9 protein-coding genes are annotated in these 15,234 nt (G+C 60.2%); 8 read left to right on the forward strand and 1 reads right to left on the reverse strand.

Annotated elements, in window-relative coordinates:
* Nucleotides 1-41 precede the first annotated feature (41 nt).
* The gene (locus BLU24_RS17480; RefSeq protein WP_093102158.1) at nucleotides 42-4,937 is read right to left on the reverse strand and encodes an NAD-glutamate dehydrogenase; all 4,896 of its coding nucleotides are present in this window, start codon (nucleotides 4,935-4,937) and stop codon (nucleotides 42-44) included.
* Between the two features lie 760 nt (nucleotides 4,938-5,697).
* Between BLU24_RS17480 and BLU24_RS17485 the strand changes: the two genes are divergently transcribed.
* From BLU24_RS17485 to BLU24_RS17520, 8 genes are all read left to right on the forward strand, one after another.
* Nucleotides 5,698-6,894: a colicin-like pore-forming protein gene (locus BLU24_RS17485; protein ID WP_157720858.1), complete on the forward strand. Its 1,197-nt coding sequence runs from the start codon at nucleotides 5,698-5,700 to the stop codon at nucleotides 6,892-6,894.
* 718 nt (nucleotides 6,895-7,612) lie between these two features.
* The gene (locus BLU24_RS17490) at nucleotides 7,613-7,966 is read left to right on the forward strand and encodes a hypothetical protein (RefSeq protein WP_093106803.1); all 354 of its coding nucleotides are present in this window, start codon (nucleotides 7,613-7,615) and stop codon (nucleotides 7,964-7,966) included.
* 290 nt (nucleotides 7,967-8,256) lie between these two features.
* Nucleotides 8,257-9,216 carry an AAA family ATPase gene (locus BLU24_RS17495; RefSeq protein ID WP_007913915.1) on the forward strand — a complete coding sequence of 320 codons (960 nt, stop codon included), beginning with the start codon at nucleotides 8,257-8,259 and terminating at the stop codon, nucleotides 9,214-9,216.
* 5 nt (nucleotides 9,217-9,221) lie between these two features.
* Complete coding sequence (locus BLU24_RS17500; RefSeq protein WP_090282951.1) at nucleotides 9,222-10,166, forward strand: DUF58 domain-containing protein; 945 nt, start codon at nucleotides 9,222-9,224, stop codon at nucleotides 10,164-10,166.
* Nucleotides 10,163-10,660, forward strand: coding sequence for a DUF4381 domain-containing protein (locus BLU24_RS17505; RefSeq protein ID WP_093102163.1), 498 nt, complete (start codon nucleotides 10,163-10,165; stop codon nucleotides 10,658-10,660). The genes BLU24_RS17500 and BLU24_RS17505 overlap by 4 nt, the downstream gene beginning before the upstream one ends.
* Entirely contained in the window at nucleotides 10,653-11,732 is a 1,080-nt protein-coding gene (locus tag BLU24_RS17510; RefSeq protein WP_090282949.1) for a vWA domain-containing protein, read from the forward strand. Before BLU24_RS17505 ends, BLU24_RS17510 begins: the two co-directional genes overlap by 8 nt.
* Complete coding sequence (locus tag BLU24_RS17515) at nucleotides 11,729-13,468, forward strand: tetratricopeptide repeat protein (RefSeq protein ID WP_093102166.1); 1,740 nt, start codon at nucleotides 11,729-11,731, stop codon at nucleotides 13,466-13,468. Before BLU24_RS17510 ends, BLU24_RS17515 begins: the two co-directional genes overlap by 4 nt.
* The gene (locus BLU24_RS17520; RefSeq protein WP_093102169.1) at nucleotides 13,465-15,102 is read left to right on the forward strand and encodes a BatD family protein; all 1,638 of its coding nucleotides are present in this window, start codon (nucleotides 13,465-13,467) and stop codon (nucleotides 15,100-15,102) included. Before BLU24_RS17515 ends, BLU24_RS17520 begins: the two co-directional genes overlap by 4 nt.
* The last annotated feature ends 132 nt before the right edge of the window (nucleotides 15,103-15,234 follow it).

Below are 15,234 nucleotides of genomic sequence, written 5' to 3' on the forward strand. Positions count from 1 at the left end.
CGGCATCTCACGATACCGGGGCTTTCTCATTCAACCACTACTTACGCCAATTCAAGCTCGGCATTCGCAGCAGCCACAGGCACGATGGTCTGCCCGCTCAACGCCAGATCCAGCAGCTCGCGGTTGGCCACCGCGTACATGGCGTAGTCCGTGCCGCTCGCGGCGCGGATTTCCACCAGCATGGCGCGCCAGCGCGAGATCATGCTTTCGTGCTGTTCCATCCACAGCGCCAGGCGTGTTTCCACGTCCTGGGTGCCGTCGCCCTGTTGCAGGACGGAGATGGTGATCGCGCGTTGCTGCCAGTCGACGTCGTCACGGAACGCTTCACGGGCCAGCGCCTGCCAGTTGTTTTCAACCGGCAGTGCGCTGATCTGTTGCAGGTACCAGGTGATGTCCAGCGCCGAACCCACGGCGAAGTAGGCCTTGGCCACCTCGGCCGGGTTCTGCCCGGTAACGTCCGAGGCTTCGATGATCGGCAGCAGCGTGTACAGGTGCGAAGTGCCCGCAACCATACGCGCCAGCAATTCCGGCACACCGGCGGCGACGTAAGCCTGATAACGCGCCTGCCAGTTTTCGCGGATTTCGCCGCTCAGCAGCTCGTCGAGTTTCAGACCCAGCTCTTTCAGGTGCGGACCGAAATGCGCGACGTCACGGGCAGCGTTCTGCTCGTTGCGACGGGCACGCAGGAACCAGCGCGTGGCACGGCGACCCAGACGCATCAGCTCGTCCATCAGCTCCAGCTGCACGTCAGCGGAGACCTGATAGTCCAGCGCTTCGATCTGACGGAACCAGTGCGGAAGATGGAAAATGTCACGCACGATCACATAAGCACCGGCCACATTCGCCGGGCTCATGCCGGTCGACTCTTTGAGTCGTTGAACGAAGGTGATGCCCATGTGGTTGACCAGGTCGTTGGCGATCTGGGTGCTGACGATCTCGCGCTTCAGACGGTGACGACGCATGGCTTCGGAGAACTTGCTGACCAGGGTCGGCGGGAACGCCGTTTCCATGTCGCGGGTCAGGTAATCGTCGTCCGGTACCTGCGAGCCAAGCAGTTGCTCCTTGAGGTCGATCTTGCTGTAGGAAATCAGCACCGACAGCTCTGGACGCGTCAGACCGTGGCCTTCAGCGATACGCTCGGCCAGTTGCTCTTCGGTCGGCAGGAACTCGATGGCGCGGTCCAGCTTGCCGCGGCCTTCAAGATCGCTCATCAGACGCTTGTACTCAGCGATGCGCGCATAGGCACGACGCGCCGCCAGGGACAGGGCCTGAGTCTGCTTGTAGTTGTTGCCCAGCACCAGATTGCCGACTTCGTCGGTCATGCTCGCCAGCAACTGGTTGCGTTGCTTGTCGGTCATGTCGCCGGCCTGAACCACTTCGTTCAGCAGGATCTTGATGTTCACTTCGTGGTCGGAGCAGTCCACACCACCGGCGTTGTCGATGAAGTCGGTGTTGGAACCGCCGCCATTGAGACCGAACTCCACGCGACCCAGTTGGGTCATGCCGAGGTTACCGCCCTCGCCCACGACTTTGCAGCGCAGCTCGTTGCCGTTGACGCGCAGTGCATCGTTGGCCTTGTCGCCGACATCGGCGTGGCTTTCGGTGCTGGCCTTGACGTACGTGCCGATACCGCCGTTCCACAGCAGATCCACCGGGGCCTTGAGCAAGGCATTGAGCAGTTCGGTCGGGGTCAGCTTGTCGGCCTTGATGTCGAAGCGTTCTTTCATCTGCGGGCTGATCGCGATGCTCTTCGCGCTGCGCGAGAAGATCCCGCCACCTTCGGACATGATGCTGGTGTCGTAGTCGGTCCAGGCCGATCGCGGCAGGTCGAACAGACGCTGACGCTCGACGAAGCTGGTCGCCGGGTTCGGATTCGGGTCGATGAAGATGTGCATGTGGTTGAAGGCCGCGACCAGTTGCAGCTTGTCGGACATCAACAGGCCGTTACCGAACACGTCACCGGCCATGTCGCCGACGCCCACCACAGTGATGCTGTCTTCCTGAACATTGATGCCGCGCTCGCGGAAGTGGCGCTGTACGCCGACCCACGCGCCTTTGGCAGTGATGCCCATTTTCTTGTGGTCGTAACCGGCCGAACCACCGGACGCAAACGCGTCACCCAGCCAGAAGCCGTAGTCGATGGCGATGCCGTTGGCGATGTCGGAGAAGGTCGCAGTGCCTTTATCCGCTGCCACCACCAGATACGGGTCATCGTTGTCATGGCGCACAACGTTGGCCGGCGGTACCAGCGCGCCGTCCTTCAGGTTGTCGGTGATGTCCAGCAGACCGGAAATGAAGATGCGGTAGCAGGCGATGCCCTCGGCCGCGATCTCGTCACGGCTGCCGCCCAGTGGCAGACGACGAGGCAGGAAGCCGCCCTTCGCGCCCACCGGCACGATGACCGAGTTCTTCACTTGCTGGGCTTTCACCAGACCGAGAACTTCAGTACGGAAGTCTTCTTCACGGTCGGACCAGCGCAGGCCACCACGTGCGACGTTACCGAAGCGCAGGTGCACGCCTTCAACGCGTGGCGAGTAGACGAAGATTTCGAACTTCGGTACCGGCTTCGGCAGTTCAGGGATCGCGTGCGGGTTGAACTTGAAGCTGAAGTACGACTTGTTCTGGCCCTTGGCGTCGGTCTGATAGAAGTTGGTGCGCAGCGTGGCTTTGATCAGGTCAAGGTAACGACGCAGGATGCGGTCTTCGTTGAGCACCTGAACATCGTCCAGTGCAGTCAGAATCGCTTGTTCCAGACGCAATTGCTTGTCTTCGAGATCATCGTCGCTGAGCTTGCGCGCCAGGTAGAAGCGAGTCTTGAACAACCGGGTCAGTTCGCGAGCGATGTCGGTGTGGTTGTTCAGGGTGCTGGCGATATAACCCAGATCGAAGCCCAGACGAATCTGCTTCAGGTAACGGGCGTAAGCACGCAGCAGCGCAACGTCGCGCCATGGCAGGCCGGCGGTCAGTACCAGACGGTTGAACGCATCGTTTTCGGCATCGCCGCTTACGATGTGGACGAAGGCGTCCTGCAGGGTGTCGTTGAGTTGCTGGATGTCGAGGTCCAGGCCTTCAGCGGCGGTGAACGCAAAGTCGTGAATCCAGAACTCGCGGCCATTGGTATGACGCAGACGGTACGGGAATTCACCCAGCACACGCAGGCCAAGGTTTTCCAGGATCGGCAATACGTCGGACAGCGCCAGCGGCGTGTCGGCGTGATACAGCTTGCAATGCAGCTCGCGCTGGCCGGAAACCTGCCCCAACGGCTGATAGAAGCTCATCACCAGCGGATTCTTTTCGTTGAGGCTCAGCAGGTGCTGCATGTCGACCACGGCCGAATGCGCAGCGAAACGCTCGCGGTAGCCGGCCGGGAAACCTTTCGGGAAATCCGCCAGCACGTTGGTGCCGTGGGCTTCGCCGAAGCTTTCGACGGTCAGTGCAGCGTAGTCGTCCTGCCAGCTGCGGCAGGCCTGAACCACTTCTTTTTCCAGCAGCACCGGGTCGATGTCGAGACGGTTTTTCGGGTCGACGCGCAGAATCAACTGCACGCGCGCCAGTACCGACTCGGAGAAGAACGTCCAGAATTCGCAATCGGAGGCCTTCAGGCGCTCCATCAGCACTTGCTGGATCTTCTGGCGAACCTCGGTGGAATAGATGTCGCGCGGCACGTAGGCCAGGCAGTAGCAGAAACGCCCGTACGGGTCTTTGCGCAGGAACACGCGGATCTTGTTGCGTTCCTGGATCTGCACGATCGACATCACCGTGGTGAACAGTTCGTCGACCGGGGTCTGGAACAGGTCGTCACGCGGCAGCACTTCGAGCACCTGCGCCAGTTCCTTGCCCAGGTGAGCCTTGGACTGGAAGCCGGAGCGACGCTCGATTTCTTCGACCTTGCGACGAATGAACGGAATGACCCGCACGCTTTCGCCATACACCGAGGAGGTGTACAGGCCCATAAAGCGGTGTTCCTTGATGACCTTGCCGTCGGCGTCGATCTCGCGGATCGACACGTAGTCAGGGTAAGCCGGACGGTGAACACGGCTCGGATGCGCGGCCTTGGCGAACGACAGCGGGGTCGGTTCACGCAAGTAGGCTACGGCGTAGTCTTCGATGCGCAGGTCTTCGTAGGTCAGGCCGGTGCGCAGCAGTTTGGTCAGGCCGAGGAAGGAGTTCTGGTCATACTCGATGTGGCCGCCGTCGGCCTGATCGGTAACCACGAATTCTTCGTAGCCGAGGAAGGTGAAATGGTTGCCCACCAGCCATTCCAGGAAGCTTTTGATTTCGTTCTTTTCATCGGCGTCGATGGCGAATGCACTGCCGTCGAGCTTGCCGAGGATTTCCTGGACCTTGGCCTTCATCGGCTCGAAATCGGCGACCGCGACGCGGACTTCACCGAGAACCTGTTCCAGCTCTTTGCTCAGCACGTTCAGCTCGGCCGCGTTGGCGCAGCGGTCGATTTCCAGGTACATCAGCGATTCGTGCAGTACATCTTCGCCGGTGCTGCCTTTTGGCAGGATTTCCAGCAGCTCGCCCTTGCTGCCACGGCGTACGCTGAGCACGGTGGTTTGCAGGGTGTGGATGCTGTAGCCGCGGCGGTTCAGCTCGGTGCGGACCGAGTCGACCAGAAATGGCAGGTCGTGGTGCAGGACTTCGACCGCGGTGTGGGTCGATTGCCAGCCGTGGCGTTCGTAATCAGGGTTGTAGACGCGCACTTGCGGTTGCGCGTGATCGAAGCGCTCAAGCAGGCGCCACGCGGAAAGAGTACAGCCAGCGAGGTCGGAGAGACGACGTTGAGTCAGCTCGTCCAGAGAAATGATGCCGAAGAATTGTTCAGCGAACAGCGCCACTTGTGGCAGTGCCTGTTCACTGATGTGCTGCGCCAGTGCCGCTTGCAGTTGGTGCTGGAAGTCGGCTTTGCTGGCTGCGGTGAAGAACGCCATCTGTGGTACTCCGCTTAAGCTTGTTATTGATGGAAAGCGTCGCGTGCAACACCCCTTTCGGGGCCTGTGTCGCCCTGTTCCTGATTCTCGGGCAGAGGAAACAGGGTGACAGGTGGGTGAAGCTGGACGAGACCCTCAGGTCACATTCACCTTCCATTGGATGGGCAGCTGCAAAAGCGACTGTCCTGACTGCCGACAATGCCTTTACGGGTGTCCATCCGATGCGCAGCTTAAAGGGTGCGACAATGTGTCTGCTTGCGGTGCTGCGACATATTCGGTCATCGGCACGTAAATGCTGGGTTTAGCCTGCTTCAACCCTAGCAGGCGAGAGGCAGAACGCAGGTTCGAAAGCCCGGATTTGCAGGACTTCCGTGCCAGCCTCCCCCTTTTGGACCTTACATATCCGGAAACGAAAACCCTTACGGCCTTTTTACGGACCCTGGTCGCCGCATCCGGTTCAGCGCAGGCGGTTGACGCGGATCGGTTTGCAGGCGCAGTGACTATTCGAAAACAGCGTTACCGCGAGCACTGACCACACCATCCAGTATTGCCGAACTTATCAATACTCACTTAAACAAATCACATGAAAACAATCAGTTAAAAACCCTTCATCTTTTCTTACAAACCGCATCGAAATGCCCCACACGATTATCAGAACACTTTAGGACATAGCGATCTGTTCGATTTTGCATAGAGCGCTAACAATATGAAACACCTGACGCCCGACGGATCGGGCATCAAAAGCGCAAGGACCTTGCAAATGCCTCAACTTGAATTACCGGGAATAATCACTTACGGCGATGGCTCGTGGGAAATCATCAATCTGAACCCAAACAAGATTCGCGGCGACATACGCAAGAACTATCCTTTGGGTAATCCAATGCATGGATTCACCCTCGCCATCCAGAATGACTTTCATGCACGTAAACAAAATCTCGAAACCACTCTGCAGTCTGAATTAAACCAGACCGACAATACGCACCCTCCCCTTGCAAACGTGACACCCGACGCATGGCTTTCACGCACCTTGAACATAGTCAACGAATTATTATTCAGGAAAAATAACGAATTTCAAGAGCAACTGAAGATTGTTAAAAATGCGAAGCTATATGCAAAACTGGAGGCCACTTACAACGCAATGATCCTCAACGATCAAATCGCAAGCCTTCAGAACAGACAAACGAAGTTGTATGCAGAAGTGGAACGTCGCCAGGCTGAGGCTATTGCCGTGCAACAAGCTGCTGATGCAGCTCGCCAGATCGAGCAAGCGCGCCAACAGGCGCAAGAGCAGGCACGTCTGGCTGCCATTGCCGAGGCCACACGCATCGCTGACGAGAAAGCGAGAATTGAAGAAGAGGAGCAATCCAGACAAATCGATGAGCACAAGCGTGCAGTAGCTTTTGTCGCAGACGCGAACCAATACATCTTCGAGAAATACGGCGCCAATCTGCACCAAGTGGTCATGGATCTGCAAAAGGACATTACCGGGAAGAAGATCAGAAACTACAACGAGGCGATGCAAACTTTTGAAAAGGTGCGGTCCAACCCTCATGCGAAGCTTAGCCCACAAGACACTCGAGCAGTTGTGGAAGCACTCAACGCGCTGGACAAGGCTACCTACATGGACCATGTGAATCGGCTTGCGAAAGGATTTGGTGTTGCAGGCAAAATGGTTCAGGCACATTCGGTGGTCGACAAGACCGTCACTGGCTTCAAGGACGGCAATTGGAAACCTCTGATGCTTGAACTGGAAAGCATTGCAGTCGGCATGGGCGCAGGGGCGGCGCTGGCGGCACTGGTTCCGATGATCAATCTCGGCGTTGCCGCTAGCGCGATAGGTATCATCGCCGTTGGCTTGATCATAGCCTTGATCGCGTCCCTCTTGGATGCCAAAAATGTCGAAAAAATAAACGACTTGATCCTTGACCAATTCGCTAAATGGACCGACCAACGATAAGAATGTAGCAGGGGTCGTTTTTTTTAAATTCCGCCCCCTCGCTATGAAGACGATGAAACTTCCTCGCGCCCGGGTGCAGCTTATGACACAAACAATACTCAAAGAGTCTTTGCCATTGCTTGCACTCGGAGTTTATACCGCTCCTATTTTCCTCATAAATTTAGTGCTTCCCGCCGTGCCGCAATCAAGCCTGGATGTGACGATTGATAATTTTCTTGACGAACAACTGTTTGGGCTGATTGGTTTTTGGTCGTCATTTTTCCCTTTTAGCTCAAAAGCGACTGCAAACTACATTGCCGTTTTCGGGCCATTACTTGCTATCGTCTCAATGCGCCATGCATTCATTGAAAAGTTTGATTCGCGACAGTTCGACCAGATGACACTCAAGCGATATCTATGTGTGCTTTTGAGCGGCCTGATTCTCTCAGCCCTGTTCATCTGGTTTTTTTATTTAACCTCAACCGATCTCGGAACAGCCGAAGGCAAGTACGGAAATTTATTTGGGCTAAATATCGTTTTCTTCTCCACACACAACGCAGCGCTATCTTTTTTCCTTTTTCTTCTGGTGCCTATTCTTATACACCGCTGCCTTTACTACATCCCTTGCCAAAACATAAAAAAATGGATAGCACTTAGAAAAGAATCACGCGAAAGCAGAAAAAATTTCCCTTGGGTGGCAAACTTGTATTTTTTCTCGCGCCTCATCAGGAATCCTCCCATGCAAATGACCACCGCCCTCCTCATCGTCAACCCGTGCGATGACGAAGAAGACAACATGGCCATGCTCTGCTGCCACAGCGACAAGGGCGAGATGTTCCTGATGAGCCGCTACCCGGACGAGGATGAGCTGGAGATCACGCTGGATGGCGAGCCTTCTACTCTCGACGGGGTCAAGGTCACCTTGAGTGCGAGTCTGTTGAAGATTGAGATTGCTGCGGCAGATGCCGATGCGTTGAATGGAGATGATGTGCTGGAGATCAGCTTCAATCCGGATATGGTGGATAGGGATGAGGTTGTCGAGACCCTCAAGAACATCCTTGATGGGACGGGTACCTTCATTAGCGAAGTTTAATACCGTTTGGGTTGGCCCCATCGCTGGCAAGCCAGCTCCCACAGTGATCGATGTGTTGCACAGATCGCACGCACAACGCAGGAACCTGTGGGAGCTGGCTTGCCAGCGATGGGGCCGGAACTGTCACCTCAGCACGCCCCCGCTACAAAATCCCGACAAATCCCCCAGGCATTTCCCGCACTTTGCGCAAAATGCCGTTAGTCGCCACCCCCCGCGATGGATTAAAGTAACGCCCCCAGCCACAGCGTTAGCGAACGCCTGTGGCCACCCCTTTGCAGGAACCGTCACCGATGGAACATCGTGAAGCGCTGCTGGCGCTGCGAACCTTTCTTTCAACGCAGATTCTCGGCCAGGAAAAGCTCATCGAGCGTTTGCTCATCGCCCTGCTCGCCGACGGCCACATGCTGGTCGAGGGCGCTCCGGGACTGGCCAAGACCAAAGCGATCAAAGAACTCGCCGAGGGCATCGAAGCCCAGTTCCATCGCATCCAGTTCACCCCTGACCTGTTGCCAGCCGACATCACCGGCACCGAGATCTATCGCCCGGAAACCGGCAGCTTCGTGTTCCAGCAAGGGCCGATTTTCCACAACCTGGTGCTGGCGGACGAAATCAACCGTGCCCCGGCCAAGGTGCAATCGGCGTTGCTCGAAGCAATGGCCGAGCGTCAGGTCAGCGTCGGGCGCAGCACCTACGAACTGTCGCCGCTGTTTCTGGTGATGGCCACGCAGAATCCGATCGAGCAGGAAGGCACCTATCCGCTGCCGGAAGCGCAGCTCGACCGTTTCCTCATGCACGTCAAGATCGGCTTCCCCGACGCTGCCGTCGAGCGGCGCATTCTGCAGCAGGCCCGGGGCGAAGCGCTGAACGGCGAAACCAAACCCGAGCGCCGCGTCAGCCAGCAGGCGATTTTCGCCGCGCGCAAGGAAATTCTTGGCTTGTACATGGCCGACGCCGTGGAGGAATACCTGGTGCAACTGGTCATGGCCACGCGCAACCCGGCCAAATTCGATCCGGAGATGGCCGAGTGGATTGCCTACGGCGCCAGCCCACGCGGTTCGATTGCGCTGGACCGTTGCGCCCGCGCTCACGCCTGGCTGGCCGGTCGTGATTTCGTCAGCCCGGAAGACATTCAGGCGGTGCTGTTCGACGTGTTGCGCCACCGCATCATTCTGTCGTTTGAAGCCGAAGCCGCAGGCATCGATCAGGACCGCGTGGTGCAGCGGATTCTCGACGTCGTCGCCGTCGCTTGATCCCTATGAACGCCGCCCTGCCCGCCGAGCCCGGTATCCGCATCAACCTCACAGAGTTGATCGAGATGCGTCACCGCGTACGCGAGGTGCAGCTGTTTTCCACGCCGAGTCAGCGCAGCCCGCTGATCGGCCTGCATCACTCGAAATTCCGTGGACGCGGCGTCGACTTCGATCAGGTGCGGGTCTATCAGGCCGGCGACGATGTGCGCACCATCGACTGGCGCGTGACGGCGCGTACCCAGGAGCCGCACACCAAGCTGTTCCACGAAGAGCGCGAACGACCGATTTTCATCATGGTCGAGCAAAGCACGCGGCTGTTTTTTGGCTCCGGGCTGATGTTCAAATCGGTGCTGGCGGCACAAGTGGCCGCGCTGATCGGCTGGGCCGCACTGGGCCATAACGACCGCGTCGGCGGGCTGGTGTTTGGAGACAACGAGCATTACGAAATCAAGCCGCGGCGCAGCAAACAGAGCCTGCTGCAATTGCTCAACCGGCTGGTCAAGGTCAATCAGTCGCTGCACAGCGAGCGTGAGCCGGATCGTGACGCTTTGGGCGTAGCCCTGCGACGTGCGCGCGAAGTGCTGCGCCCGGGCAGTCTGGTGATCGTGATCTGCGATGAGCGTGCGTTATCCGACAGTGCCGAGCAGCAACTGAGCCTGCTGTCGCGACATTGCGACCTGTTGCTGCTGCCGCTGTCCGACCCGCTCGATCACGCCCTGCCCGCCGCCGGGCTTTTGCGTTTTGCCCAGAAAGGCGCGCAACTGGAACTCGATACCTTGAACTTCGACCTGCGCCAGACCTACCGCGCCCAGGCTGAGGCGCGCATCGCTCGTTGGGAATTGCTCGCGCAGAAACTGCGGGTGCTGCTGATGCCCTTGAGCACGCAGAGCGAAATGGTCGAGCAGATGCGCGAATTCCTCAATCCGCAGCGGCCGGGGACCGGTCGATGAACGGCCTTGAACAACTGCAGCCGCTGATTTCTCCGCCGCCGATCGGCTTCTGGCCACCGGCGCCGGGCTGGTGGCTGTTATTGCTGCTGTTGCCGCTGCTGGGTTTCGCTGTGTGGAAGCTGCGCCGTTTCATTCCGGTCAGAAAACGCCCGGTGGTGCGCGCCGAACAGCCGCTCGACCCGGTGCGCATCGCCGCCCTCGCCGAACTCGCGCAAATGCCCAAACCCTATGACGGCGCGCCGGCCGGCGCCTGGCTGCAGCAGCTCAACGGCCTGCTCAAACGGCTGTGTCGCAACCACTATCCCTACAGCCAGAGCCATACCCTCAACGGGCGTAAATGGCTGGCGTTCCTCGACAACCGTTGCCCGGCGGCGGGCCTGACGCGCTGGATGGTGCTGGTCGAAGGCGCCTACAAGCCGGAGTGCAAACTCGACGACAAAGCCATCGCCGGCCTGACCCAGGCGGTCGACACGTGGATTCGCAAACATGTTTGAATTCGCCTGGCCGTGGATTTTCGTGCTGTTGCCGCTGCCGTGGCTGATGCGTCTGGTGCTGCCGGTCGCCGACAGTGGCGAGCCAGCACTCAAGGTCAGTTTTCTCGCGGATCTGGAAGGCCTCGCCCGCCGCCGCGCGCGGGCCAATTTGCCGGCGTGGCGGCAACAGGCGCCGTTCATGCTGTTGTGGTTGTTGTTGCTGGTGGCCGCCGCGCGCCCGCAATGGCTCGGCGAGCCGCTGCCGATTGCCGCCAGTGGCCGCGATCTGCTGGTGGCGGTGGACGTATCCGGTTCGATGGACTTTCCTGACATGCAATGGCAGGACGAAGAAGTCAGCCGCCTGTCGCTGGTCCAGCATTTGCTCGGCGATTTCCTCGAAAGCCGCGAGGGCGACCGGGTCGGCCTGATCCTGTTCGGCAGCCAGGCGTATCTGCAAGCGCCGCTGACGTTTGACCGGCGCACGGTGCGCATCTGGCTCGACGAGGCGCGGATCGGCATCGCCGGCAAGAACACCGCGATTGGCGATGCGATCGGTCTGGCGCTGAAACGCCTGCGCCTGCGTCCGGCACAAAGCCGCGTATTGATTCTGGTGACCGACGGCGCCAACAACGGCGGCGAAATCGATCCGCTGACGGCCGCCCGACTCGCTGCCAGCGAAGGCGTGAAAATCTACCCGATCGGTATCGGCGCCAACCCCGAAGACAGCGGCTCCACCGGCCTGCTCGGCGTCAATCCGAGCCTGGACCTCGACGAGCCGGCGCTCAAAGCCATCGCCGACGTCACCGGCGGGCAATACTTCCGCGCCCACGATGGCCTCGAGCTGCAAACCATCAAGGACACCCTCGACCAGCTCGAGCCAGTGACCCAGCAACCGACCCAGGCGCGCCCGGCCCAGGCCTTGTATCACTGGCCGCTGGCCTTGGCGCTGTGGTTGAGCCTGTTATTGGTCGCCCGCGAACTGTGGCCGGACAACCCGCTGCAACGCTTGCTCAACAAAGAACTCAATCTGCAAAGTCCTTTGCCTGACTGGCGCGAGCGCCTCAAGCGCCTGCGCTTGCGGAGGCGTCGATGATCGCGCTCTGGCCGCACTGGTTCCGTCCCTGGTGGCTGCTGTTGTTGCCGCTGCTGGGCTGGATGATCTGGCAGCTCTGGCACCGGCAGAAACGCGCCGGGCGCTGGCAGATGATTTTGCCGCCAGCCTTTCACGCCACCCTGCTCAGCGGCGGCAATGGCCGCGACAGCAAACTGCCGTGGGTCGCCCTCGGCATGGCGTGGCTGCTGACAATTCTGGCCCTGCTCGGGCCGAGCTGGCAGCGCGTCGAACAGACCAGCCAGAAACCGGCCGACCCGTTAGTGGTGGTGCTGGAACTGACCGCAGAAATGCTCGCCACCGACTCGCCACCGACGCGTCTGGAACAGGCGCGGCGCAAGCTATTTGACCTGTTGCAGGCGCGCAGCGATGCGCAGACCGCCATTGTCGTCTACGCCGGCAGCGCCCACACGCTGGTGCCGCTGTCGGATGACCTGGCGACCAGCCGCAACCTGCTTGATGCGCTGAAACCGTCGCTGATGCCGCAAAGCGGTCACCGCGCCGATCTGGCAGTCAGCAAAGCCCTGGCTTTGCTGGAACAGGGTGCGCTCGGCCAGGGACGGATTCTGCTGATCGGCTCGTCACTCGATGAGCAAGAGCGCGACGGTATTCGTCGGGCGCTGCGCGGACAGTCGGCGCAACTGCTGATGCTCGGCATCGGCACCGCCGAAGGTGCGCCGATCGCCCAGGAGGACGGCAGTTTCCTCAAGGACGAACAAGGCGCGATTCGCGTCCCGCAACTCGACAGTCCGGGCCTGGCGGCGTTCCTCGACAGCATCGGCGGTGAATACCACGCTGCACGGCTGGACGAAGCCGACCTCGGCGCGCTCGGCCTGCTCAGCGGTCCGCGCAGTCTGCGCGATGATGGCCAGACCGTGCGTCTCGACACCTGGGCCGATCAGGGCTACTGGCTGCTGCTGCCGCTGTTGTTGCTCGCCGCGTGTGCCGGGCGTCGCGGTTGGCTGTTCTGCCTGCCGCTGCTGCTGTGCCTGCCACAACCGAGCTACGCTTTTGACTTTGAAGACCTGTGGCTGCGCCCGGATCAACAAGGCCTGCACCTGCTCAAACAAAAGCGTCCGGCCGAAGCCGCGCAACATTTTGAAGATCACCAATGGCAAGGGGTGGCGTTGTACGAGGCCGGCGACTACAGTGGCGCCGCCCAGCGTTTTGCCGAAGGCAGCGATGCCCGCGCCCACTACAATCGTGGCAATGCCTTGGCGAAAAGCGGCGAGCTGGAAGCGGCGATCGACGCCTATGAACAGGCGCTTGAACTGCAAGCGGATCTGCGTCCGGCGCAAACCAACAAGGCGCTGGTGGAAAATCTGCTCAAGCAGAAAAACGCCCCGCCGCCGGTTGAACCAGAGAGCAAGCCGAGCGAACAGCCCAGCCTGCCCGGCGACGAACCTTCGCCCGCCAGCGCACCGCCGCCGGCGGTCAGCAGCGAAAGCCCGAGCGAGACACAAATGACCGAGTCGCCCGGCGAACCACCACCGACAACGCCGCCGCAGCCCGGCCCCAACGAAGTGCCGGGCAGCAATGAGGCCGAGGAAACGGACACCGTGCCTACCCTGCGCCCGAGTGAGAACAATCTCGAAGGCGAGCAGCGTCAGGCACTGGAACAATGGCTGGGCAAGATCCCGGACGACCCGGGCGAATTGCTGCGGCGCAAATTCTGGTACGAACAGCAACAACATCAGGATCAGGAAAACACTCGATGACCCGCTTCACCGCTCTCTTGCTGCCCCTGCTGCTCTGCACGGCCACCGCCCAGGCGACCGAGCTGACCGCCAGTGTGGATCGCAGTCGCCTGAACTCCGGCGAGACGGTCGAGCTCACCCTCGAAACGGATGACGTCACACAGTTCGGAAAACCCGACCTGACTGCGCTGGAGCCGCTGTTCGAGGTGCGCGGCACACGCCAGGTCAACCAGTTGAATACCCTCAACGGTGCCAACCGCGCGACCACACGCTGGATCATTACTCTGCTGCCGAAAGAAAACGGCAGCGTGGTGATCCCGCCGCTGCAACTGGGCGAGGCGCAGAGCCAGCCGATCACCGTGCAAGTCATTGAAAGCGACACCCGCGAAAGCAAAAACAGCCTCGACCCGGTGTTCATCGAAGCCAGCCTCGATCAGTCCAGCGTCTATGTGCAGGCGCAGGCGATTCTAACGCTGCGTATCTATCACTCGGTGTCGCTGTACGACGACAGCAGCCTTACCCCGCTGCACATCGCCGATGCGCGCATTGAACAACTCGGCGACACGCGCACCTACGAAAAAGACCTCAACGGTGTGCGCCACGGCGTGATCGAGATGCGCTATGCAATTTATCCGCAGCACAGCGGCTTGCTGACCATTGCGCCGCAGACTTTCAGCGCCACACTGGTCGACACGCAGCCGTCTCAGGACGCAAATGCTCAGGGGCCGAAGCCGGGCAAAATGATGCGCGTGAGCTCTGCGGAAATCCCGCTGACCGTTAAACCAAAGCCACTGACCTATCCGGTCGACGCGCCCTGGCTACCCGCGCGCAGCCTGAGCCTGAGCGAAAGCTGGAATCCCGAGCCCGAACACACCCAGGTCGGCGACTCGCTGACGCGCAGCCTGACCCTGAAAGTCGAAGGCCTCGCCAGCTCGCAATTACCCCCCCTGCCCGCCACCGACGTCGCCGGCCTGCGTCGCTATCCCGACCAACCGGTGCTGAGCAACCAGAGCAGCGAGCGCGGCCTCATCGGCAGTCGCGAAGAACGCGAAGCGCTGGTACCCAATCGCAGCGGCGCGATCGATCTGCCAACCGTCGACGTGGTGTGGTGGAACACCTTCGAAGACCACCTGGAACACAGCAGCCTGCCCGCGCGCACCCTGCAAGTGGCCAACAACCCGAGCCTGCAAATCGACACCCCGGCCGGCACCCTGCAACCGAGCTCAGTCGACAACGACGTGCTGTGGTGGTGGAAACTCAGCACCTTGATCCTCGCCTGCACCACCCTCCTCGGCTTCGGCCTGTGGTGGCGCGCCCGCTGGCAGCCGGCAATCCACCGCGCCGCCCAGACCGGCCCGAGCCCGCGCACCTTGATGGACGACATCAAACGTGCGAGTCAGGCGAATGATCCGCAGGCAACGCGGCAGGCGCTGGATGCGTGGGCGCGTCAGCAGCCGGAGACACTGGCGGACATGGCGGCGCGGTTTGTGCCGTTGTCGGATGCGCTGGATGGGTTGAACGGCGCGCTGTACAGCGAGACGGGGCAGCATTGGCAAGGTGAGGATTTGTGGCGGGCGATCCGCACGATACCGCCGGCGGAGCGGGTGCAGGATCCGGTGGGTGACAGTGGGTTGCCGCCGCTTTATCCGAAGTGACCGCGCTCACTGTACCTCGTGGCGATTGTGGCGAGGCCACACGACTGCGCCTCACGCAGTTGCTTCAGCATTGATCGCCACGACAGCCCTGGCCCGACAATAATCTGTAAACTTCCCTTATTTTGCCGCCGT

This window comes from Pseudomonas sp. Z003-0.4C(8344-21) (assembly GCF_900104975.1).
GTDB classification, from domain to species: Bacteria; Pseudomonadota; Gammaproteobacteria; order Pseudomonadales; family Pseudomonadaceae; genus Aquipseudomonas; species Aquipseudomonas granadensis.

Bases quoted from the DNA above. Each gene is read 5' to 3' on its own strand.
- BLU24_RS17480 (WP_093102158.1), bottom strand. From the start codon at position 4,937: ATGGCGTTCTTCACCGCAGCCAGCAAAGCCGACTTCCAGCACCAACTG.
- BLU24_RS17485 (WP_157720858.1), top strand. From the start codon at position 5,698: ATGCCTCAACTTGAATTACCGGGAATAATCACTTACGGCGATGGCTCG.
- BLU24_RS17490 (WP_093106803.1), top strand. From the start codon at position 7,613: ATGCAAATGACCACCGCCCTCCTCATCGTCAACCCGTGCGATGACGAA.
- BLU24_RS17495 (WP_007913915.1), top strand. From the start codon at position 8,257: ATGGAACATCGTGAAGCGCTGCTGGCGCTGCGAACCTTTCTTTCAACG.
- BLU24_RS17500 (WP_090282951.1), top strand. From the start codon at position 9,222: ATGAACGCCGCCCTGCCCGCCGAGCCCGGTATCCGCATCAACCTCACA.
- BLU24_RS17505 (WP_093102163.1), top strand. From the start codon at position 10,163: ATGAACGGCCTTGAACAACTGCAGCCGCTGATTTCTCCGCCGCCGATC.
- BLU24_RS17510 (WP_090282949.1), top strand. From the start codon at position 10,653: ATGTTTGAATTCGCCTGGCCGTGGATTTTCGTGCTGTTGCCGCTGCCG.
- BLU24_RS17515 (WP_093102166.1), top strand. From the start codon at position 11,729: ATGATCGCGCTCTGGCCGCACTGGTTCCGTCCCTGGTGGCTGCTGTTG.
- BLU24_RS17520 (WP_093102169.1), top strand. From the start codon at position 13,465: ATGACCCGCTTCACCGCTCTCTTGCTGCCCCTGCTGCTCTGCACGGCC.